The sequence below is a fragment of the Pseudomonas sp. F01002 genome, assembly GCF_004402115.1.
GTDB lineage: Bacteria > Pseudomonadota > Gammaproteobacteria > Pseudomonadales > Pseudomonadaceae > Aquipseudomonas > Aquipseudomonas frigoris.
This window is the reverse complement of record NZ_SOPU01000022.1, coordinates 41118-62559: the sequence shown is the minus strand read 5'-3', so window position 1 is coordinate 62559 and position 21442 is coordinate 41118. Positions and strand designations below refer to the sequence as shown.

Annotated in this window: 22 protein-coding genes; 12 read left to right on the top strand and 10 right to left on the bottom strand. The window is 59.0% G+C overall.

The window, feature by feature from the left end; translation table 11 throughout:
• Positions 1 to 221 precede the first annotated feature (221 nt).
• On the top strand, positions 222 to 1919 hold the full coding sequence (locus E3W21_RS18945) for an AMP-binding protein (RefSeq protein ID WP_134421420.1): 1698 nt from the start codon (positions 222 to 224) through the stop codon (positions 1917 to 1919).
• 682 nt (positions 1920 to 2601) lie between these two features.
• Here E3W21_RS18945 and E3W21_RS18940 read toward each other — a convergent pair.
• The 3 genes from E3W21_RS18940 to E3W21_RS18930 all read right to left on the bottom strand — a co-directional run bounded on the left by E3W21_RS18940 (position 2602) and on the right by E3W21_RS18930 (position 5186).
• On the bottom strand, positions 2602 to 3501 hold the full coding sequence (locus E3W21_RS18940) for a hydroxymethylglutaryl-CoA lyase (RefSeq protein ID WP_134421418.1): 900 nt from the start codon (positions 3499 to 3501) through the stop codon (positions 2602 to 2604).
• 143 nt (positions 3502 to 3644) lie between these two features.
• Positions 3645 to 4046, bottom strand: coding sequence for a MerR family DNA-binding transcriptional regulator (locus E3W21_RS18935; RefSeq protein WP_134421417.1), 402 nt, complete (start codon positions 4044 to 4046; stop codon positions 3645 to 3647).
• 210 nt (positions 4047 to 4256) lie between these two features.
• Positions 4257 to 5186 (bottom strand): LysR family transcriptional regulator, encoded by a 930-nt coding sequence (locus tag E3W21_RS18930; protein ID WP_046047541.1) that lies wholly within the window; start codon positions 5184 to 5186, stop codon positions 4257 to 4259.
• 165 nt (positions 5187 to 5351) lie between these two features.
• Between E3W21_RS18930 and E3W21_RS18925 the strand changes: the two genes are divergently transcribed.
• Positions 5352 to 6581 (top strand): acyl-CoA dehydrogenase, encoded by a 1230-nt coding sequence (locus E3W21_RS18925; protein ID WP_134421416.1) that lies wholly within the window; start codon positions 5352 to 5354, stop codon positions 6579 to 6581.
• Between the two features lie 134 nt (positions 6582 to 6715).
• Here E3W21_RS18925 and E3W21_RS18920 read toward each other — a convergent pair whose 3' ends face one another.
• Positions 6716 to 7522, bottom strand: a complete 807-nt coding sequence (locus E3W21_RS18920) for a TatD family hydrolase (RefSeq protein WP_129436991.1) — start codon at positions 7520 to 7522, stop codon at positions 6716 to 6718.
• Between the two features lie 235 nt (positions 7523 to 7757).
• Between E3W21_RS18920 and E3W21_RS18915 the strand changes: the two genes are divergently transcribed.
• The 3 genes from E3W21_RS18915 (at position 7758) to E3W21_RS18905 (ending at position 10273) form a co-directional block, all read left to right on the top strand.
• Positions 7758 to 9179, top strand: coding sequence for a transglycosylase SLT domain-containing protein (locus tag E3W21_RS18915; RefSeq protein WP_134421415.1), 1422 nt, complete (start codon positions 7758 to 7760; stop codon positions 9177 to 9179).
• A 103-nt stretch (positions 9180 to 9282) separates the two neighbouring features.
• The gene (locus E3W21_RS18910) at positions 9283 to 9717 is read left to right on the top strand and encodes a DoxX family protein (RefSeq protein ID WP_129436989.1); all 435 of its coding nucleotides are present in this window, start codon (positions 9283 to 9285) and stop codon (positions 9715 to 9717) included.
• 247 nt (positions 9718 to 9964) lie between these two features.
• Positions 9965 to 10273, top strand: coding sequence for a hypothetical protein (locus tag E3W21_RS18905; protein ID WP_046056997.1), 309 nt, complete (start codon positions 9965 to 9967; stop codon positions 10271 to 10273).
• Positions 10274 to 10291: 18 nt separating this feature from the next.
• On the opposite strand, the gene greB is transcribed toward E3W21_RS18905, so the two are convergent.
• From greB to E3W21_RS18890, 3 genes are read right to left on the bottom strand one after another with little or no spacing between them, the layout of a single operon-like run.
• Positions 10292 to 10789 carry a transcription elongation factor GreB gene (greB, locus tag E3W21_RS18900; RefSeq protein WP_134421414.1) on the bottom strand — a complete coding sequence of 166 codons (498 nt, stop codon included), beginning with the start codon at positions 10787 to 10789 and terminating at the stop codon, positions 10292 to 10294.
• 34 nt (positions 10790 to 10823) lie between these two features.
• A complete protein-coding gene (locus E3W21_RS18895) occupies positions 10824 to 13328 on the bottom strand; it encodes an ABC transporter permease (RefSeq protein ID WP_134421413.1) in 2505 nt (834 codons plus the stop codon).
• A complete protein-coding gene (locus tag E3W21_RS18890; RefSeq protein WP_033057202.1) occupies positions 13328 to 14011 on the bottom strand; it encodes an ABC transporter ATP-binding protein in 684 nt (227 codons plus the stop codon). Before E3W21_RS18890 ends, E3W21_RS18895 begins: the two co-directional genes overlap by 1 nt.
• A gap of 10 nt (positions 14012 to 14021) precedes the next feature.
• Here E3W21_RS18890 and E3W21_RS18885 point away from each other — a divergent pair, with 10 nt between their 5' ends.
• From E3W21_RS18885 to E3W21_RS18875, 3 genes are all read left to right on the top strand, one after another.
• Entirely contained in the window at positions 14022 to 14627 is a 606-nt protein-coding gene (locus E3W21_RS18885; RefSeq protein WP_129436986.1) for an arylesterase, read from the top strand.
• A 56-nt stretch (positions 14628 to 14683) separates the two neighbouring features.
• Positions 14684 to 14977: a hypothetical protein gene (locus E3W21_RS18880; RefSeq protein WP_003226812.1), complete on the top strand. Its 294-nt coding sequence runs from the start codon at positions 14684 to 14686 to the stop codon at positions 14975 to 14977.
• A 102-nt stretch (positions 14978 to 15079) separates the two neighbouring features.
• Positions 15080 to 16051 carry a L,D-transpeptidase family protein gene (locus E3W21_RS18875; RefSeq protein ID WP_056740322.1) on the top strand — a complete coding sequence of 324 codons (972 nt, stop codon included), beginning with the start codon at positions 15080 to 15082 and terminating at the stop codon, positions 16049 to 16051.
• A 124-nt stretch (positions 16052 to 16175) separates the two neighbouring features.
• Here the strand turns inward: E3W21_RS18875 and oprI are convergent, their stop codons facing one another.
• Complete coding sequence (gene oprI / locus E3W21_RS18870) at positions 16176 to 16427, bottom strand: outer membrane lipoprotei OprI (RefSeq protein ID WP_002553018.1); 252 nt, start codon at positions 16425 to 16427, stop codon at positions 16176 to 16178.
• Between the two features lie 639 nt (positions 16428 to 17066).
• Here oprI and E3W21_RS18865 point away from each other — a divergent pair.
• The gene (locus tag E3W21_RS18865) at positions 17067 to 17354 is read left to right on the top strand and encodes a GNAT family N-acetyltransferase (protein WP_008057026.1); all 288 of its coding nucleotides are present in this window, start codon (positions 17067 to 17069) and stop codon (positions 17352 to 17354) included.
• A 71-nt stretch (positions 17355 to 17425) separates the two neighbouring features.
• Here E3W21_RS18865 and E3W21_RS18860 read toward each other — a convergent pair whose 3' ends face one another.
• Both E3W21_RS18860 and E3W21_RS18855 read right to left on the bottom strand, forming a co-directional pair.
• Positions 17426 to 18502 (bottom strand): 3-deoxy-7-phosphoheptulonate synthase, encoded by a 1077-nt coding sequence (locus tag E3W21_RS18860; RefSeq protein ID WP_056740324.1) that lies wholly within the window; start codon positions 18500 to 18502, stop codon positions 17426 to 17428.
• Positions 18503 to 18684: 182 nt separating this feature from the next.
• On the bottom strand, positions 18685 to 19128 hold the full coding sequence (locus E3W21_RS18855) for a PilZ domain-containing protein (protein ID WP_129436984.1): 444 nt from the start codon (positions 19126 to 19128) through the stop codon (positions 18685 to 18687).
• On the opposite strand from E3W21_RS18855, the gene E3W21_RS18850 reads away from it, so the two are divergent.
• Genes E3W21_RS18850 through E3W21_RS18840 form a run of 3 tightly spaced genes read left to right on the top strand, consistent with a single transcriptional unit; the run spans position 19127 to position 21396 of the window.
• The gene (locus E3W21_RS18850; RefSeq protein WP_134421412.1) at positions 19127 to 19513 is read left to right on the top strand and encodes a thioredoxin family protein; all 387 of its coding nucleotides are present in this window, start codon (positions 19127 to 19129) and stop codon (positions 19511 to 19513) included. The genes E3W21_RS18855 and E3W21_RS18850 overlap by 2 nt on opposite strands.
• Positions 19510 to 20466, top strand: coding sequence for a putative 2-dehydropantoate 2-reductase (locus E3W21_RS18845; protein ID WP_134421411.1), 957 nt, complete (start codon positions 19510 to 19512; stop codon positions 20464 to 20466). Before E3W21_RS18850 ends, E3W21_RS18845 begins: the two co-directional genes overlap by 4 nt.
• A gap of 24 nt (positions 20467 to 20490) precedes the next feature.
• Entirely contained in the window at positions 20491 to 21396 is a 906-nt protein-coding gene (locus tag E3W21_RS18840) for a 5'-nucleotidase (protein WP_008148545.1), read from the top strand.
• Positions 21397 to 21442 lie beyond the last annotated feature (46 nt).

Below are 21442 nucleotides of genomic sequence, written 5' to 3'. Positions count from 1 at the left end.
CTGTGACGAATGACTGTCAATCACCCTTTACGTTAACGTCAACTTGAGCGAGAGTAGAGCCAGTTCAAGATAGAACGCGGACCAACCCTGTGGGAGCGGGCTTGCTCGCGAAAGCGGTGTGTCAGTCAAAGTTAATGTCGACTGACACGACGCCTTCGCGAGCAAGCCCGCTCCCACAGGTGACCGTCGGCAACCCATAAATAAAGACAATAGGGGTCGTCATGGATCAACCCAGTGCAAGCCCGCAGCGCAGTTACACCCGTGGTTCCCAGGACAAAGCCTTGCTGGCGATGACCATCGGCCAGGCGTTCGATAACACCGTCGCGCAGTATCCGAGCGGGGAGGCGCTGGTCGTGCGCCATCAACAGTTGCGCTACACCTGGCAGCAATTGGCCGAAGCCGTGGACCTGCATGCCAGAGCGCTGTTGGCGCTGGGCTTGCAGACCGGTGATCGCCTGGGTATCTGGGCACCGAACTGCGCCCAATGGTGTATCAGTCAGTTCGCCAGCGCGAAAATTGGCGTGATTCTGGTCAACATCAATCCGGCCTACCGCAGCTCCGAACTCGAATATGTGTTGAAGCAATCCGGTTGCCAATGGCTGGTCTGCGCAGGCGCCTTCAAGACCTCCGACTATCACGGGATGCTGCAAGGCCTCGTTCCCGAGTTGGCTGAGCACTCCATCGGAAAATTGCAGAGTGAACGACTGCCGGAACTGCGCGGTGTCATCAGCCTTGATGCTCAGCCGCCATCGGGTTTCCTGCCGTGGTCGCAATTGACCGATCTCGCGGGGAGCGTGTCGGCAGAGCAATTGAGCGAACGTCAGCACAGCCTGCATTTCGACCAGGCGGTGAACATCCAGTACACCTCCGGCACCACTGGTTTCCCGAAGGGCGCGACCCTCAGTCACTACAACATTCTCAATAACGGTTACATGGTCGGCGAAAGCCTCGGCCTGACCGCGAGTGATCGTCTGGTCATCCCGGTGCCGCTGTACCACTGCTTCGGCATGGTCATGGGCAACCTCGGTTGCATGACCCACGGCAGCACCATGATTTACCCCAACGATGCGTTCGATCCACTGCTGACATTGACCACCGTCGCCGAAGAAAAGGCCACCGCGCTTTACGGCGTACCGACCATGTTCATCGCCATGCTCGATCAGCCCAAGCGCGCTGAATTTGATCTGTCGAGCCTGCGCACCGGGATCATGGCCGGGGCGACCTGTCCGATCGAAGTGATGCGCCGGGTCATCAGTGACATGCATATGAGCGAAGTGCAGATCGCCTACGGCATGACGGAAACTAGTCCGGTGTCGTTGCAGACCGGTCCGTCAGACGAACTGGAATTGCGCGTCACCACCGTTGGTCGCACCCAGCCGCAACTGGAAAGCAAAATCATCGACGAGGCGGGCAACCTGGTGCCGCGCGGCACTATCGGTGAGCTGTGCACCCGCGGCTACAGCGTGATGCTCGGTTACTGGAACAACCCGCAAGGCACCGAGGAAGCCATCGACCAGGCTGGCTGGATGCACACCGGTGATCTGGCGAGCATGAACGACGAAGGCTACGTATGCATTGCCGGACGTAACAAGGACATGATCATCCGTGGCGGTGAGAATATTTACCCGCGGGAGTTGGAAGAGTTCTTCTTCACCCATCCGGCAGTCGCGGATGTGCAAGTGATCGGGATTCCGTGCTCGCGGTATGGCGAAGAGATTGTCGCCTGGATCAAGTTCCATCCGGGCCACAGTGCTACCGAGCAGGAGCTGCAAGCCTGGTGCAAGGAGCGCATCGCGCACTTCAAGACACCGCGTTACTTCAAGTTCGTCGAAGAGTTTCCGATGACGGTGACGGGGAAGATTCAGAAGTTTCGGATGCGCGAGATCAGCATCGAGGAATTGCGCGATATCAAAGGCTGACCACAATCCCCTGTGGGAGCGGGCTTGCTCGCGAAAGCGGTGTATCAGCCGACGAAAATGTTGACTGACACACCGCTTTCGCGAGCAAGCCCGCTCCCACATTTGGAGAGGGGGAAAGTCAAACGCCAGAAAGCACAAAGGGGAGCCGAAGCTCCCCTTTAATTTTGTCGTTGCGCGTGCTCTTTTTTTATTATTGAGGGGCGGTCTTTTGTTGTTTTTGGAAACCGTGGCCCTTTACCGCTGTTTTTGTCGATCCCCATCCGGGATCAAGAGCAAACGTATTTTTTTGAGCGCTGATCTACTTTTTCGCTAAGCGATCCAACCAATTCGGTAGCTACCTGAAGGTAGTTTTATTGTTCTCTGCCTGGTTGCGGGTTACTCCGAAAAGCACCCTGAAAAGCACATCCTCTCCAAAAAAATCTGTTAGCTGCGTCTCTGCCGTGTTGTTTTTGTTATGTCAGAGTCGTTACGTCTTATTTTTATTAGGTTTGCCGCTTTTTTTGTTCTTGTTATGCAGTAGAGATAGCAGAAGCCGTGCCAACTTTTAAAAAGCCTTTAAAATCAATGCCTTAAGTTTTTATCGGATTTTTCGTTCAGTCAAAACCCGACAATTTGTTTCCGTGTTACTCGCTTGCGCCCCACGTTTCAGACGCAGCGGTAACACCCGGACACATCCGCGCACTCACTGTGCGCTACGAGCCTTGGCCACGCGCGAACCGGTCGGTCGCCCCAGCACCGTGCAAATCTGCTGACCGGCCAGAATCAAGGCGTCCAGGTCGATACCGGTCTCGATTCCCAGGCCATTGAGCAGGTAAACCACGTCTTCGGTGGCGACGTTACCGCTGGCGCCCTTGGCGTATGGGCAGCCACCGAGGCCGGCGATGGAGCTGTCAAACACCGAGATGCCTTCCAGCAGGCTGGCGTAGATGTTGGCCATGGCCTGGCCATAAGTGTCGTGGAAGTGCCCGGCCAGTTTTTCACGGGGTACGTCGGCCGACACCACCTCGAACATCTTGCGGGTCGCGCCAGCGGTGCCGGTGCCGATGGTGTCGCCCAGGGAAACTTCATAGCAGCCCATCGCATAGAGCTCGCGAGCGACTCGAGCGACTTGTTCCGGCGCGACGTTTCCTTCGTAAGGGCAGCCCAGCACACAGGACACGTAACCGCGCACGCTGACCCCGTGTTGCCTGGCGGCGTCCATGATCGGCACGAAACGCTCCAGGCTTTCGCTGATCGAGCAATTGATATTGCGCTGGGAAAACGATTCCGACGCGGCGGCGAACACCGCGACTTCCTTGACCCCGGCTGCAATGGCGTCTTCAAACCCGCGCAGGTTGGGGGCGAGTGCACCATAAGTCACGCCAGGCTTACGCTGGATCTGCGCGAAGACGTCGGCGGAACCGGCCATTTGCGGTACCCATTTGGGCGAAACAAAACTGCCGACTTCTATATAGCCGAGACCGGCGGCGGTCAGCGCGTCGACCAGTTGCACCTTGTCCGCAACGCTGATGGGTTGGGCTTCGTTTTGCAGACCGTCGCGTGGGCCGACTTCGACCAGGCGTACGTGAGTGGGTAGGGACATGGGATTGACCTATTGTTATGGACGAACACTGTTCAAATGTGGGAGCGGGGTTGCTCGCGAAAGCGGACTTACATTCAACATTGATGCTGGCTGACTGATCGCTTTCGCGAGCAAGCCCGCTCCCACATTAGATTTGTGTAGACCTACTGAATGACCTGCTGGTTTTTGATCGTCTGTTCCAGCGCCTGGGTGCAACGCTCCTGCGCGGTGTCCAGTTCCAGCTTCATCTGTTCGATGTCGAGCATCTGCTGCTCGAGCTGTTCACGACGTTCGGCGATTTTGGTCAGCATGGTTTGCAGCTGTTTCTGATTGCCGCCGGAGGGATCGTAGAGTTCGATCAGCTCGCGGCATTCGGCCAGGGAGAAACCAATGCGCTTGCCCCGCAGGATCAGCTTCAGGCTGACCTTGTCACGGGGCGAGTAGATGCGTTCCTGACCGCGTCGCTCGGGGCTGAGCAGGCCTTGCTCTTCATAAAAGCGAATGGCCCGGGTGGTGATGTCGAGCTCGCGGGCGAGGTCGGAAATGCTATAGGTCTGGCTGCTCATGGAAGCGCTCGAAAAAGGTCATGGCGCTAAGCTAATGTCAGGTTGACGTTTACGTCAAGCAGCATGAATCTTCAGTGTTCTTGCGGGCCCATTCGCGAGCAAGCCCGCTCCCACATTTAACCCAGTTCTTTCAGAAAGAATGCGATCGAATGGGGGAGCGGGCTGCTCCGGGCGGCGTTCCGACGAAGAACGATGACGCGGTGCCAAGTCCTACACTTTGTCGAGCTTCTTCTCATGTGCCGTCACCTGCTGGCACAACTCGATCATCTGCTCGCGCATCCAGCGGTTGGCCGGGTCCTGGTCGGTGCTTTCGTGCCAGTAGAGGTGGGTTTCTACCGGCGGCACATCGTTGACCGGCAGGTTCACCGAGTACAAATCATGGCGACGGGCAAAGCGTTCCGGCACGGTCATCACCATGTCGGTCTGCTGCAATACCTGGGATGCCATCAAGTAATGCTGGGATCGCAGGGCGATCTTGCGCTGAATGCCCATTTTGCCCAAGGCCAGGTCGACATGGCCCAGACCACTGCGACGGCTGGAAATATGGATATGGGTCAGCGACAGGTAATCATCGAGGGTGAATTTCTCTTTGCCCGCCAGCGGATGGCCCTTGCGCATGGCGCACACGTAACGGTCTTCCATCAACTTGACGTGGCGCACTTGCGGGTCGGTGTTGAGCGGCGCATCGACGGCGAAATCGAGGCGCCCGGCCGCCAGTTCCTTGGTGGTTTCGCGGCGCTTGGACAGAAAGCTTTCAATGATCACCGTCGGCGCCAGGCGCCGCAGGCGCTGGAACAGTGCCGGCAGGATCACCGCTTCGGTGAGGTCGGTCATGCTGATGCGGTAGGTCTTGACCGCCTGCAACGGGTTGAAAATACGGCTTTCCTGCACCGACACCCGCAGCAAGGAGAGGGCGTTGCGCACCGGTCCGATAATGTTCTGCGCCATGGGCGTCGGGACCATGCCCTGAGCGGTACGCACGAACAGCGGATCATTGAAGGTCTCCCGCAGACGGGCCAGAGCGTTCGAGACCGCCGGTTGAGTAATGCCGACAATCTGCCCGGCGCGGGTCAGGTTGGCTTCGGTGTAGATCGCGTCGAAGACGATGAAAAGGTTGAGGTCGACCTTGCTCAGATTCATTGCGCTGCACTCTTATTGTTGGGCTCTCGATCAGCCGATCATATATCGGTGATGAATGTTAATACACGCCGAGAATAGGCTAGGTAAATTTTCGTAGCTGTTCTAGCATCGATTGCATGACCTGAACAACTCATCAAAACCCTCCGTTAAAAGGTAGAGCTGCCCATGGATTTCGCTTATTCGCCCAAGGTGCAAGAACTGCGTGAGCGCGTGACCGCGTTCATGGACACCTACGTATATCCCGCCGAAGCGGTGTTCGAGCGCCAGGTCGCCGAGGGCGATCGCTGGCAGCCGACCGCAATCATGGAGGAGCTCAAACTCAAGGCCAAGGCTGAAGGTTTGTGGAATTTGTTTCTGCCGGAGTCCGAACTCGGCGCCGGCCTGACCAACCTCGAATACGCGCCGTTGGCCGAAATCATGGGCCGTTCGCTGCTGGGGCCTGAACCGTTCAACTGCTCTGCGCCCGACACCGGCAACATGGAAGTGCTGGTGCGCTACGCCAATGAAGAACAGAAGCAACGCTGGCTCGAACCGTTGCTGCGCGGCGAGATCCGCTCGGCGTTCGCCATGACTGAACCGGACGTGGCTTCCTCCGACGCCACCAACATGGCCGCCCGTGCCGTGCGTGATGGCGACGAATGGGTGATCAACGGCAAAAAATGGTGGACCTCAGGCGCCTGCGATCCACGCTGCAAGATTCTGATCTTCATGGGCCTGAGCGATCCTGACGCGCCGCGTCATGCGCAGCACTCGATGATTCTGGTGCCGGTGGATGCCCCGGGCGTGAAGATCGTTCGTCCGCTGCCAGTGTTCGGTTACGACGACGCACCTCACGGCCACGCCGAAGTGCTGTTCGAAAACGTCCGCGTGCCGTACGAAAACGTCCTGTTGGGCGAAGGACGCGGCTTCGAAATCGCTCAGGGTCGCCTTGGCCCGGGTCGGATTCACCACTGCATGCGTTCAATCGGCATGGCCGAACGTGCATTGGAACTGATGTGCAAACGGGCGGTAACCCGTACTGCGTTCGGTAAACCTTTGGCACGCCTGGGCGGCAACATCGACAAGATTGCCGATTCGCGAATGGAAATCGACATGGCACGCCTGCTGACGTTGAAAGCGGCGTACATGATGGACACCGTTGGCAACAAGATTGCGAAGAGCGAAATCGCTCAGATCAAGGTTGTTGCGCCGAACGTGGCCTTGCGGGTGATCGACCGGGCGATCCAGATCCATGGCGGGGCAGGGGTGTCCAACGATTTCCCGCTGGCCTACATGTATGCGATGCAGCGCACCCTGCGTCTGGCCGACGGCCCGGACGAAGTGCACCGCGCGGCGATCGGCAAGTTCGAGATCGGCAAGTACGTGCCTAAAGAGATGATGCGCAACAGTCACTGATAATGTGGGAGCGGCGGTGCGACGATTCGACTTGCTCGCGAAAGCGGTGTGTCAGTCGACAAAAATGTTGACTGATGTACCGCCTTCGCGAGCAAGTCGAATCGTCGCACCGCCGCTCCCACAGGTTCGGTTCGTCAGTCGACCATTGGCAACCCATAGAACGCTCGCGCACACGCCGTGCTGTGAGCCGCCAGATCTTCCTCGCTTTCCCCGCGATGCAATGCCACTTCCCGCAATACTTCGGTCAGATACGCCGGTTCGTTGCGACCATTCTTCGGCTTGGGTCGCAGACTGCGCGGCAACAGATACGGCGCATCGCTTTCCAGCATTAGCCGTCCCCGTTTGATCTCTTTCACCAGTGGATGCAGGTGCGTGCCCCGGCGCTCATCACAGATCCAGCCGGTGATGCCGATGTGCAAATCCAGATCGAGATAACTGAACAGCGCCTTCTTTTCGCCCGTGAAGCAATGCACCACGGCGGCCGGCAATTGATCACGGTAATCGCGAAGGATTTCCAGCAAGCGCTGACTGGCATCGCGCTCGTGGAGGAACACCGGCAATTGCAACTCGACCGCCAACTCCAAGTGCTTTTCCAGGACTTTTTCCTGCTGCGGGCGCGGCGAGAAATCACGATTGAAATCCAGCCCGCATTCACCCACTGCCACGACGTTCGGCTCCTTGAGTAAACTGCGCAGACGCTGGGCGCTGTCGGCGTTCCAGTCGCTGGCGCCGTGGGGGTGAAGGCCGGCGGTGGCGAACAGCCGCTGAGCCGTTTCGTCCAGTTGCCGGCACAGTTCCAGCGCCTGTTCGCTGCCCTCGACACTGGTGCCGGTGAGCACCAATTGGCAGACCCCGGCCGCGTAGGCGCGGTCGAGTACAGCCTGGTGTTTGTCGGCAAAACTGGGGTTGGTCAGGTTGACGCCGATATCGATGAGTTGCATGGTGCTACCTCGGACCAAAGGCCGGAAAGCATATCAGAGCTGTAGATTTATAAGAAAAGCCAAGAACTACAACGAGTTAAAGCTGTCTCTTGATGCCGCGAGACAGGTCAGGGTGGCTAGCGTGCCATCACTGTGCCAGTCTTTCGCACTTTGCCAGCGCTCAAGGCGCTCTGTTTCTGTCGTTCGATTTCATGAAAACTCTTGAGATCGGCCCAGTATTCTTTCTGGAGAGTGGATGATACGTCCCTCGGTTTTGCTACTGCTGTGTTGTTCGTTGCTGCTGCCGATGCCGGCGGTTGCGCGTCTGGCCGGGCCGCTGCAAGCCGTGCCTTCGACCAAAGTGCGCGACTTGGCGGAAATCCGCAGCAGTCGTGTGCTGCGGGTGTTGGTCAACCAGAGCCGCAACAGCTCCGGCGAAGTTCAGGGCCAGGCCATCGGTGTTGAATACCACCGCTTGCGTGCCTTCGAGCAGTACCTCAACGGTCACGCCCGCGACGGTCAGGAAATCACCCTCAAGATCATACCCAAGGCCAAGGATCAACTGATCGGCGCTTTGCAGCGCGGCGAGGGTGATCTGGTCGCACCGGGGGAGCTGCTCGACCTGCAACCGGGCCACGCGGTCAGCACCAGTGAACCGATTGCCAGCAACATCCCGTTGGTATTGGTCGGGATCAAAGGCGAGCGACGTTACACCCATCTCGAACAACTCTCCGGCAAAACCCTGGCGTTGCCCACCGGCAGTGCCGCCGGGGACGCGGTCAGCCAGATCAATCAAAAGCTCGCGCTGCTTAAACTGCCACTGGTGACAATCGAGTGGGTCGATCCCAGTTTGGCGGTCGAGGATGTGCTGGAAATGGTCCAGGGCGGAATCTTTCACCTGACGATCGTCGAGCAACCCATCGCCGAGCGCTGGGGCAAGATCCTGCCCAAGTTGCGTTTCGATCGCCAGGTGCTCATCAGTGAACCGGGCGAAGAATTCTGGTTCGTGCGCCGCGACGCCTCAATGTTGCGGGCGAGCATTGATCGCTTCCTGACCGGTTACAAGAAACCATCGGATCAGGATGCCGCGTTCCTGCGGATCTATCGACGTCTGTATCAAGTGCACTATCCATTGGCCAAGGCTGATCGGCAGCGCCTCGAGAAACTTCGCCCGGTGTTGCAGAAGCACGCTGAAGCCCAAGGCATGGACTGGTTGAATCTGGCTGCCCTGGCGTTCAAGGAATCAGCCCTGCAACCCAACGCCCGCGGTGGCAGCGGCCCTACCGGCCTGATGCAGATCACCCCGTCCGCCGCCCAGCGGGTGGGGGTCAACAACATTCAGAATCTCGACGCCAATGTGCAGGCCGGGGCCAAGTACCTGGCGATGATCCGCCGCAAATTCTTTGCCAGCCCCAAACTCAACGAGCGCGAGCGCATGGCGTTCGTGCTGGCGGCCTACAACATGGGGCCGGAGCGCGTTCAGGGCATGCGTGCCGAGGCTCGTCGGCGCGGTTTGAATCCCAATCAGTGGTTCTTCCAGGTGGAGCGCATCGCCATGGAGCAGGTGGGAATGGGCGCCGTCAGCTATGTTAATAGCGTGAACAAGTATTACCTGGCGTTCGATCGGGAGCGGGAGTCGTTGGAGCCCCAGGGGCAGAAAGTTGCGTCACGTAAATAATCGAATAAACTGATTGTTATGGCGAATTTATTGCGCTTTTAACATGAGATTTACTGATTAATATAGCGGCCAACCAACACACACTGACAACGGATGACACAGCATGAGCACACTGATCAACAAGGTACTGTTTACCCGCGCTGGCTACGGCCTGACCGTTTTGCGGATCTTCGTCGGCATCATCTTCGCTGCCCACGGCTCGCAGAAACTCTTTGGGGCGTTCGGTGGTTACGGCCTGGCGGGCACCGCGCAGTACATGGAAAGCATCGGCCTGGCGCCGGGTTACCTGATGGCGACGCTGGCCGGTGGTACTGAGTTCTTTGCCGGTCTGGCCTTGATCATCGGCTTGCTGGTTCGCCCGGCAGCCCTCGGCCTGACCATCCTCTCACTGGTGGCGATCTTCTCGGTGCATCTCCCTCATGGTCTGTTCATGGTCAACAACGGTTATGAATTCGCCCTGGCCCTGCTCGGCGGCAGCATCGCGGTGCTGATCGAAGGCGCCGGCAAGCTCTCGGCTGACCGCGCTATCGCTGGCTGACCGCTCTGGCTTAGTGAAAAGGCTCGCATTGCGCGGGCCTTTTTGTTGCTCGTCATTCTTGACACTGTCCGGTCAGCTTCTCTAGGATGCTGCCCATGCGCCGATTTAAACAGCTACTTGCGGGGCGCCAGGTGACTCATTCAGTTGCCGATAGAAGCTTGAAACAGGCTTCGAAATACCGCTAAAGCGCTGGTTCGGTGTTGCCTCTCACCTGCCATGCAGACTTTTGAGGCTGAGACACGACACAATGAATGCACTAAGCCCTGTTATACGCCCCGCGCCGATCACGGCACACCTCACCCAGCGCAATCCAAAAATCCTGCTTGGCGGCAAACATCAGCCGACACTCTTGCGTTATCTCGATGGCTGGCCACGTCGCACCGGTGGGCCTGCGGCCTTCCTGATCCAGTTTGTCGAAGAGGGTGAATCGCTGGCTCGATTTGCCAGCGACAGTTTCGATCTGGCGGTGATTCAATCGCCCAGCCTCGAGGACGCCCCCGAAGTGATCAAGCAATTGACTCGCGTTGCCCGACAGGGGCTGATTACCCGCCGTTGAGGCTCAGAGCGCTATGGCTCAGAGATAGTCGATCGCCACGATATACACGCACTGCTCACCGGTCGGTGTCTGGACCCGAACCTCGGCGTCCAGCGCCTTGCCGATCAGGGCGCGCGCCAACGGCGAATCGATGCTGATAAGGCCCAGTTTCAAGTCCAGCTCATCCGGCCCGACAATGCGGTAGCGCGACTCTTTGCCGTCCTCGTCTTCAATCGTGACCCAGGCGCCAAAATAGACCTTGTTCGGATTGCTCGGTTTTTCGCTGACGACTTTGAGCGCTTCCAGCCGCTTGGTGAGAAAGCGCACGCGACTGTCGATCTCGCGCAGCATCTTTTTTCCGTAGGTGTATTCGGCGTTTTCCGAGCGATCGCCCTGTGCCGCGGCCTCGCTGACTGACTGTGTCACCTGCGGCCGTCGAACATGCCAGAGCTCATGAAACTCGGCCCGCATCCGCGCTTCACCTTCGGGGGTGATCAGCGCGGTGCCAGCGGTGCGGGGAGGGCGATAACGGCTCATGGCAACTTCTTTTGGTAGAGAGAGCTTGAGTCTATCAACCCTCGCGCAAGACTGTCAGGGGGCTGGCGTTCAGCGCACGGCGCGTACCAAACACACCGGCTCCCCCGATCAGCACCGCACCGATCAGTGGCAGCACCAACAACCACGGATGCGGGTGCCACGGCAGGTCGAAGGCGTAGCGGTAGAGCACCAGACTCACCAGTTCCGAACCCAGCGCTGCCAACAATCCGCTGACCGCTCCAAGCAAACCGAACTCGATCCGCCGGGCCTTGACCAACAGTTGCCGCTCGGCCCCTAGCGCTCGCAACAAGGCGCCTTGGCGAATGCGTTCATCGAGCGTCGCTTGCAAGCCTGAAAACAACACCGCCATCCCCGCCGCCAACACGAACAACAGCACGTATTCCACCGCCAGGGTGACTTGGGCGAGGATGCTGCGCAGCTGCTCGAGCAAGGCTTCGACTTGCAAGATGGTCACCGCCGGAAACGCCCGGGACAGATCCACGATCTGCTGATCATGACCGGCCGCCAGATAAAAACTGGTCAGGTAGGTTGCAGGCAGATCCTTCAGTGTGCCGGGCTGGAAGATCATAAAGAAGTTAGGCTGGAAGTTGTCCCAGTTGATCTCCCGCAGGCTGGTGACTTTCGCTTCGCGATTGACGCCGCCCACAGTAAAGACCATGTGATCGCCGAGCTTGAGCTTCAGGCTTTCGGCGACTTTGCCTTCTACCGATACGCCGGGTATTTCGTCCGGCGTCTGTTCGGCCCACCAGTTGCCCGCAGTGAGTTTGTTGCCCGCCGGCAAATCCGCCGCCCAAGTCAGACTCAGGTCGCGCTGGATCGCTCGGTCACCGGCCGAATCCTTGCTGACGATTTCCTGTACCGGCTCGCCGTTGACGCTGATCAGCCGTCCAGGTATCACCGGGTATAGCGGCGCCGATTGCGCCGACAGTTTGTTCAGGCGATCAATGAACGCCTGTTTGTCCGCTGGCAGAATGTTAAGCGCGAAATAGTTAGGCGCGTTTTTCGGTAGCTGGTTCTGCCAGGTGTCCAGCAACTCGCCGCGCAGCAATGCGATCAGCGCCATGGACAGCAGAATCAAGCCGAAGGCCAGGGATTGCCCCGCGGCCGCCAGTGGATGACGCAGCAATTGGCCTAGCCCGAGGCGCCACGGCAAAGAGGCGCGCGCCAGCATTCGGCGCAGACTCTTCAGAAGCAGCAACAGCAAGCCGCCAAGCACCAATGCTGCGATCACGCCGCCACCGAGCAGGGCGAAGGTCAACACCAGGTCCAGGCTCAGACGCCACATGATCAGCCCGAGGGCGCCCAATGCCGCGCCGTAAACCATCCAGGTGCTAGAGGGAATTGGCAGCATGTCCCGACGCAATACCCGCAATGGCGGAACCCGGCCCAGTGCCGCCAGTGGCGGCAAGGCAAAACCGGCCAACGCCACCAATCCGGTGCCAATCCCGGCAATGGCAGGAAACAGACCGCCCGGTGGAACGTCGGTCGGTAATAAATCATGCAGCAGCGCGAACAGCCCCAGCTGCGCAAACCAGCCGATGAGGGCGCCACTGATACTGGCGAGCAGCCCGAGCACCGTCAGCTGCAAACTGAATAACACCATGGTTTCCCGCCGCGACAACCCCAGACAACGCAGCAATGCACTGGCATCGAATCGGCGGGTGGCGAAGCGAGTGGCCGACAGTGCCACCGCCACACCCGACAGCAGAACTGCCACCAGACTGGCCATGTTCAAGTACCGCTCGGCCTTGCCCAAGGCACCGCCGATCTGTCGATTGCCATCACGGGCATCCTGCAAACGCTGGTTGGCGGCCAAGCCGGGTTTGATCAATTGATGATAGGTTTCCAGCGCCTCGGCTTTACCGCGCCAAAGTTCGCGGTAACTGACCCGGCTGCCGGGTTGCACCACGCCGGTCGCGGCGAGGTCGCTGAGGTTGATCAGCACCCGCGGCGTCAGGCTGTAGAAATTGCCGGCGCGGTCCGGTTCGTAGGTCAGCACTCGCGCCAGTTTGAGGGTTCTCATGCCGACGTCGATGCTGTCGCCGATCTTCAGGTCCAGCGCAGTCAACAGTCGCGCTTCGACCCAGGCTTCACCGGGTTTCGGTCCGCCACCGGGTTCTTCCGGGGCGAAGGGCGCCGGGGCACTTTTCAGTTCGCCGCGCAGTGGGTAGACGTCGTCGGCAGCTTTGATGCTGGACAGCTGAATGCCATTGTCAGTGGCGATGACGCTGGAGAATTCCACCACCTGAGCGTGTTCGAGGCCCAGCTCTAGGCCGCTTTTAATCTGTTCGGGCCGCGCCGGTGAACTGCCTTCAAGCAACAGGTCGGCACCGAGAAACTCAGTGGCGCGCAGCATCATGGCACCGTTCAGGCGGGCGCCGAAGTAACCGATGGCGGTACTCGCCGCCACGGCCACCAGCAAGGCGAAAAACAACACGCGCAACTCACCGGCGCGGGCGTCGCGCAGCAGTTGGCGGATGGCAAGACTGAACAGGCGCAACAGCGGCAGGCGTGCCATCAAGGCTCCAGAGGGGCGACCAGCAGGCCGGCTTCAAGGCGGATCAGGCGTCGGCAGCGATGTGCCAGGCGTTCGTCGTGGGTCACCAGCACCAGGGTTGTACCGCGTTCCTGGTTGAGTTCGAACAGCAGATCGCTGATGCGTTCGCCGGTGTGGCTGTCGAGGTTGCCGGTTGGTTCGTCGGCGAACAGCACATCGGGTTCGGCGGCAAACGCACGGGCAATCGCCACGCGTTGCTGTTCGCCGCCCGAAAGCTGGCGTGGCGAATGGGTCAGTCGCTGGCCCAGGCCGACCCGTTGCAGTAACTCGGTGGCGCGTTCACGGGCGTCTTTGCGGCCATCGAGTTCCAGCGGCAGCATGACGTTTTCCAGGGCATTGAGACTGTCGAGCAGTTGAAAGGACTGAAACACAAACCCGACATGCTCGGCCCGGATACGTGCGCGTTGGTCTTCATCGAGATTGCTCAGGGCTTGCCCGGCGAGGGTGACGTCGCCGCTGCTCGGCAGGTCGAGACCGGCGAGCAAGCCGAGGAGGGTGGATTTGCCGGAACCGGAGGCGCCGACAATGGCCAGGCTGTCGCCCTTGTTCAGTTCCAGGCTGAGTTCGTGCAGGATAGTCAGTTCACCTTCCGCGCTGGGAACCACTTTGCTGAGGTTCTTCGCGGTGAGAATGCTTGCGCCCATGGAGAATCCGATGCGTGTGTGGTTTTTGAGTGCTGGCCTGGCCTTGATGTGCATGGCCCAGAACGCAGCGGCGGGTACAGTCCTGATCGTTGGCGATAGTATCAGCGCGGGTTTCGGGCTGGATACCCGCTTGGGGTGGGTCTCCCTGCTCGAGCAACGGCTCAAGCGCGAAGGTTTTGACGATAAGGTGGTCAATGCGTCCATCAGCGGCGACACCAGCGCCGGAGGCCAGGCGCGCCTGTCCGCGCTGCTTGCAGAGCATAAGCCTGAGTTGGTAATCCTCGAGTTGGGCGGCAACGATGGCCTGCGTGGATTGCTGCCGACGCAATTGCAACAAAACCTTGCAGCAATGATCGACAGCTCCCGCGCCAGTGGCGCCAAGGTGCTGCTGCTCGGCATGCAATTGCCACCCAACTACGGCGTTCGCTATACCGAGGCCTTCGCGAAGGTCTACAGCACGCTGGCCGAAGAGAAAAAGATCCCGTTGGTGCCGTTTTTTCTCGACGGCGTGGGCGGTCATCCAGACTTGATGCAGTCCGACGGACTGCACCCGGCTGTCGGGGCTCAGGACAAGTTGCTGGAAAATGTCTGGCCGACACTGAAACCGCTGCTTTGACGCTTTTCTAGTGGCGGTGTTTCGGCTAAGGTGGCGCCCCCGATTTGGAGCCCCCGATGCCGCGTCCTGCCTGGTCACTTTTTGCCTACCAACTGATCGAGCCTGACGAACAGCTGGATCTGTTCGCCTGCCAGGAAGTGCGGGTACATCTGGTGACCCGTCAACTGGAGTTGGGCGGCTCGGCGGACCGGACCTTGTGCGGCAGCCTGTTGCCAGCACAACCGCGCTGGTCGAGCGTCGATCGCCGTGTGTTTCAGGATCAGCGCCTGTGTTCGCTGTGCCGGGCCATTCTGGAATCGCAAAAACGCGGCACATCGCCGATCTGGCCGGAACTGCGTTTCGAGCTTTAGAGCCCGATAGATTGCTTGCTATCGGTCAACTCCCCGATTTTCCAGATGCCGGTGTACAATCCCGTTTTTATACCCTTGTCGATCATGCGAAGGATTTTCCGGATGTTGCCGCGCTTTCCTGCCGTCACCCGCTACCTGTCTCTCGCCGCCCTCTGTGTGGCGGGTCCCGTAGCAGCATTGGAGCTGCCCCTGCCACCGCCCGGTGAAGACATCGTCGGTCAGGTCCAGGTGATCAAGGCCAAGTACGAAGATACCTTCGCTGACCTTGGCACCACCTACGATCTGGGCTATTCGGAAATGGTCGCGGCCAACCCTGGCGTCGATCCATGGCTGCCGGGTGCTGGCACCGAAGTGGTGCTGCCGACGCGCTTCATCCTGCCACCGGGCCCGCGTGAAGGCATCGTCATCAACCTGGCCGAGTACCGCCTCTATTACTTCCCGAAAGGCCGGAACGTGGTGTACACCTTCCCGCTGGGTATCGGCCGTGAAGGCTGGGGCTCGCCGATTGCCCATACCAGCATCACCGCCAAGACGCCGAACCCGACCTGGACCCCTCCAGCGTCGATCAAGGCCGAGCACGCCGCCGATGGCGATCCACTGCCGAACGTGGTGCCGGCCGGCCCGGACAACCCGTTGGGGCCGTTCAAGTTCACGTTGGGCACGCCGGGCTACCTGATCCACGGTTCGAACAAGAAGTTCGGCATCGGCATGCGCACAAGCCACGGTTGCTTCCGCATGTTCAACAACAACGTGCTGGAAATGGCGAGCATGGTGCCGGTAGGCACGTCGGTGCGCATTATCAGCGACCCGTACAAGTTCGGTGTCAGTGGCGGCAAGGTGTATCTGGAAGCGCACACGCCGCTGGACGACAAGGGCAATCCTTCTGTGGTCGACAAACACACCGCGGTGATCAACGCGATGCTCAAGCGTGAGGACATCACCAACAACCTGCGCATGAACTGGGATGTGGTCCGCGACGTGGTTGCCGCCGAAGATGGTCTGCCGGTGGAAATCGGAGTGCCGAATTCCTCGGCGCCGATGGTGACGAGTGCGCCGATCGACCCGTTGCAGTAATGTTTGAAAGGAACCCGCCGATGCTGACCGCGTCGGCGGGTTTTTTATTGCCGGTACGAAATTGCGGGCAATAAAAAAGCCGACCCAAAAAATGGGTCGGCTTGATAACAATCCCGAAGGATTATTACTTGCGGCTAGCTTTGTCCAGCATGCGCAGAGCACGCTCGTTAGCTTCGTCAGCAGTCTGTTGTGCTTTTTGAGCAGCAGCCAGAGCTTCATCAGCTTTACGGTAAGCTTCGTCTGCACGAGCCTGGGAGCGAGCTGCTGCGTCTTCAGTAGCGGTCAGACGTGCTTCGGTTTCTTTCGATACGCTGCTGCAACCGGTAGCCAGAACTGCGGCCAGAGCCAGAGCAGAGAATTTCAGAACGTTGTTCATCGTGTTCCCCTTCAAGGACTTTCTATTAAGTTAGCTGTCTCCTCAGAGTGAGGAAATAGCCGGCGTACATACTACCCATTACTTGTCGTAAGTAAACTGACGTAAAGCAAGAAGCCAAAAAAATTGTAGGCGTTGATTCTTTTTCGAGCAACTTTTAACTGCATTGTTTAAAAAATATCCAGCTGGGAGGCCCGAGCTGAGCGAGCCGCCGAAGAAAAGTTTCGCGCGCTCACAGCTCTTTTCCGAGTCTTGGCTAAAGTCTGTCTAGATGGATTCGTCTACACTTTTTTTCGGATTTTGCGTGGCGCCTCTCATATCTTTCTCCATGTTCAGGTGACTTTAACAAAGGGCGCTCGTCTTAAGTCTCAATATCCGGCAATGTTCAGGCTATTGACCTACACAGATCTTCGGTCGAGCCGTCTCTGCGTCACCCGGAGCAGCACCCGCCAATCGGCGTGATGACGAGCGTACCTTGAGCATTTCTGCCAATAGTGCCTACTATTTGATACGTGCTCGGTTGTGCGAGATTGGTACAGCTCTTCTCGGTGTCCATTCAGGCACGGGGTGGCGTAGATGTTCCTTCGCCGGAAAAACATCGGTAAGGTAGGGGTCAGAATTCCAGACCCGCGAGGAGTAGTGATGAGCGAGGCGTTGTCCATCCACCATGACCAGGCTGGTCATCAGTTCGAGACCAATGTGGACGGTCATCGTGCCTACCTGACCTATATGGATCTGGGGAAACAGACCCTGGATATCTATCGCACCTTTGTGCCCAACGCACTGCGTGGTCGCGGCATTGCGGCAGCCTTGACCGAGAAGGCGTTGGAGTACGCTGAAGAAATGGGTTACACCGTCATTCCATCGTGTTCCTACGTGGAACGCTACATGGAGCGCCACCAGCGGCATGCAGCCAAGCTGAGCCAGTAACCTTTCACAGAATCGAACGCATAAAAAAACGCCGGGTTAAGCCCGGCGTTTTTTTGTGCGGCGAAAAGTGATCAGCTGCGATCGCGTTTCGGCAGCACGTCCTTGAGCTTGGCATGCATGCTGCGCAAGGTGTTTTCGGTGGCGGACCAGTCGATGCAGGCATCGGTGATCGACACGCCGTATTGCAGGTCGGCGAGGTCTTTCGGGATCGCCTGGCAGCCCCAGTTCAAGTGACTTTCGACCATCAGGCCGATGATCGACTGGTTGCCTTCGAGGATCTGGTTGGCGACGTTCTCCATCACCAGCGGTTGCAGGGCCGGGTCCTTGTTGGAGTTGGCGTGGCTGCAATCGACCATGATGTTCGGCTTGATCTTCGCTTTGTTCAGCGCTTGCTCGCAGAGCGCGACGCTGACCGAATCGTAGTTCGGCTTGCCGTTGCCACCGCGCAGTACCACGTGACCGTAGGCATTGCCCTTGGTGGTGACGATCGACACGCCACCTTCCTGGTTGATACCCAGGAAGCGGTGAGGGCTGGACACCGATTGCAGGGCGTTGATAGCGACCGTCAGGCCGCCGTCGGTGCCGTTCTTGAAGCCTACTGCCGAGGACAGGCCGGAGGCCATTTCACGGTGAGTCTGGGATTCGGTGGTGCGCGCACCGATGGCCGACCAGCTGATCAGGTCCTGCAAGTACTGCGGGGAGATCGGGTCGAGGGCTTCAGTTGCGGTCGGCAGGCCCATCTCGGCCAGATCCAGCAACAACTGACGACCGATGTGCAGACCGTCCTGAATCTTGAAGGAGTCGTCCAGATACGGATCGTTGATCAAGCCTTTCCAGCCGACGGTGGTGCGTGGCTTCTCGAAATACACGCGCATGACCAGATACAGGGTATCGGACACTTCGGCCGCAAGCGCCTTCAGGCGCTCGGCGTATTCGTGGGCAGCCTTGATGTCGTGGATCGAGCAAGGCCCGATGACAACAAACAGGCGGTGGTCGGTGCCATCAAGAATGTTGCGAATGACTTCGCGGCCCTTGGTGACGGTGCGCAGGGCAGCGTCGCTAAGAGGGATATCACGCTTGAGCTGATCGGGAGTGATCAGCGTCTCGTTGGAAGCGACGTTTAGGTCGTTGATCGGTAAATCAGCCATCGTTTACTCGTCAGGTCACGGGTGCCGGCCGCCAGCGAACCCGCGCGGCGGAGCACAGCAAATTAAGCGCGTCGGGGAGCAGAACCTTAGCGCGTTACACCGTGGCTCGACAATGGGCAGACACCGGTTTAAGGGGCATTCTCAATTAGTTTCCGCGGGGAAACCAATTGAGGATGCCCCTCCTAATCCAGCACAACCTGCGCAAATGCCCTGCGAACCGTCTCGTGGGAGAACTCGTCGGCATGCTCCTGGACCCATTCAAGGGCCAGGGCCTGAGTTTCCTGCAGATCGTCATGCGCGTCATGCAGGCGGCAGTAACGTTCGATCTGGCACACTTGCTCGCCCATCCGGGCACTGAACATCATCTGTTCGTCAACGAAGGCAATGCCTACCAGATAGCCGCGCTTTCGTCGCAGGCACCAGGCTACATAGCCCAGAAAACGCATGTCGGGGTTCAAGGTCGGCATGCGAATTTCCAGCGCCGTACCGTGGCGCCACGCCCGGTGATAATTGCAAGCCATGCCCCCGAGGCTGATAGTGTGCAGCTGTTGCCGTGAAATACACTCAGGTTTGAGCAACGTTAATTCGACGGGCACATCGTCAGGGTGAGGAATAAAACGTCCCATGAACACGGACTCCATGTGTCGGCCATCTGACATTGTTCCACCCAGTATAGTGGTCGAATTGGAACTGACTGATTTCGACGCCGACCAACGGCTGCTGGCGATGAGCGGTGTGTCGCTGGTCATTTTCACCAGCGTCGGCTGCGCCAGTTGCCGATTTGCCCGTGAGCAATTGCCACGACTCGATCTGGACGTCGATCGGCTGTGCTGGATTGATGCCGGGAACAATGGCGGGGTGGTCGAGCGTTATCAGGTTTTTTATTTGCCGGCGCTGTTTGTGGTGCGCGACGGTGAATTTTTCGGGGCACTAAAATCGCGCCTGACCTGCACCGAGCTCAATGCAGCCGTGGGTCAGGCGTTGAGTCGAATTGCAGAGGAGTTGCCATGATGGGGGCAGTGACCAAACCGACAATCGGTATTATCGGAACCGGTGCGATCGGCGGGTTCTACGGGTTGATGCTGGCGCGTGCCGGTTTCGATGTGCATTTTCTGTTGCGCAGTGAATTCTCAGCGGTGGCCGAGCGGGGGTTGAAGCTCGACAGTGCGGTGCACGGCGCGCTGACGTTGAATCCGGTTCAGGCGTATTCGACGGCCGAAGACATGCCGCCCTGTGACTGGTTGCTGGTGGGCGCGAAAACCACCAGTAACGCGCAGTTGGCGCCGACGATCATTCAAGCCGCGGCACCGAATGCCAAAGTGTTGTTGCTGCAAAATGGCCTGGACGTTGAAGACAGTCTGCGAGCGTTGCTTCCGGATTCGCTGCACGTGCTCGGTGGGCTCTGCTATATCTGCGTCCATCGCGACGGACCAGGCGTCATCACCCATCAGGCGCTCGGCGCGGTGAATGTTGGCTATCACAGCGGCCCCGCAGCCGATGATCAGGCGCGCATGGCGATTGTCGAGGAGGGCGCCGGGCTGTTCCGCACCGCCGGTATCGATTCCCAGGCCATGGCGAACCTGCATCAGGCGCGCTGGCAGAAACTGGTCTGGAATATCCCTTACAACGGTCTGTCGGTTCTGCTCGGGGCAAGCACCACGCCGTTGATGGCCGATGCCGACAGTCGGGAACTGATCAGGGCTCTGATGGCGGAAGTGGTTCTGGGAGCAATCGCCTGCGGTCACGACGTACCGGCCGGTTATGCCGATCATCTGTTCATGGTGACCGAGAAAATGCCGGACTATTGGCCGAGCATGTACCACGATTTTCTGCACAAACGACCGCTTGAGCTGGATGCGATTTACGCCCGGCCACTGGCGGCAGCCAAGGCCGCAGGATGCGAGTTGCCGCGAATCGAAGCTTTGTATCGCAGTTTGAGTTTTATCGATCGACGTAACACTTGAGTCGATCAACCTTGGGAGAAGGGCATGGCAAAAACGATCGACGACAAACTGGTGCTGGCGATTTCGTCGCGTGCGCTGTTCGACCTGAGCGAAAGCCACAAGGTCTATCTGTCGAGCGGCGTCGAAGCCTATCGGCAATATCAGATCGAACACGAAGACGAAATCCTCGAGCCCGGTGATGCATTCCCGTTGGTACAAAAACTCCTCAACTTGAACACCAGCCTTGGCCGCGCCCGGGTCGAGGTGATCCTAGTGTCGCGCAACAGTGCCGACACTGGCCTGCGGGTTTTCAATTCGATCCACCACTATGGCCTGGCGATTTCCCGCGCGGCGTTTGTCGGCGGACGCAGTCCTTATCCGTACCTGAAGGCGTTTGGCTGCGACCTGTTTCTTTCGACGCATGCCGAAGACGTGCGCAGTGCGCTGGATGCCGGGTTCGCCGCAGCGACCATTCTGTCGGGTGGCGCCAGCCGTGCGGCCAGTGATGAATTGCGCATTGCCTTCGATGGTGACGCGGTGCTGTTTTCCGATGAATCGGAGCGCGTCTATCAGTCCGGTGGTCTGGAAGCGTTTCAGGCCAGCGAGCGTGAAGCCGCCCGCGAGCCGTTGCGCGGCGGGCCTTTCAAAGGCTTCCTCGCCGCCCTCAATCTGTTGCAGCGCGAGTTCCCGGAAGACGCCTGTCCGATCCGCACCGCGCTGGTGACCGCGCGATCGGCGCCGGCCCATGAGCGAGTGATCCGTACCTTGCGCGAATGGGACATTCGTCTGGACGAGTCGCTGTTTCTCGGCGGCCTGACCAAGTCGGCGTTTCTCGAAGCCTTTGCCGCCGACGTGTTTTTCGACGATCAGGCCGGTCATTGCGAGTTGGCCCGCGAGGTGGTCGCCACCGGCCACGTGCCGCACGGCATAAGCAACGAGCAAAAGGTTTAAGCCCACGGTTCAACGCGTTACGCGAAACGTCGTACTCGCCAAGGCA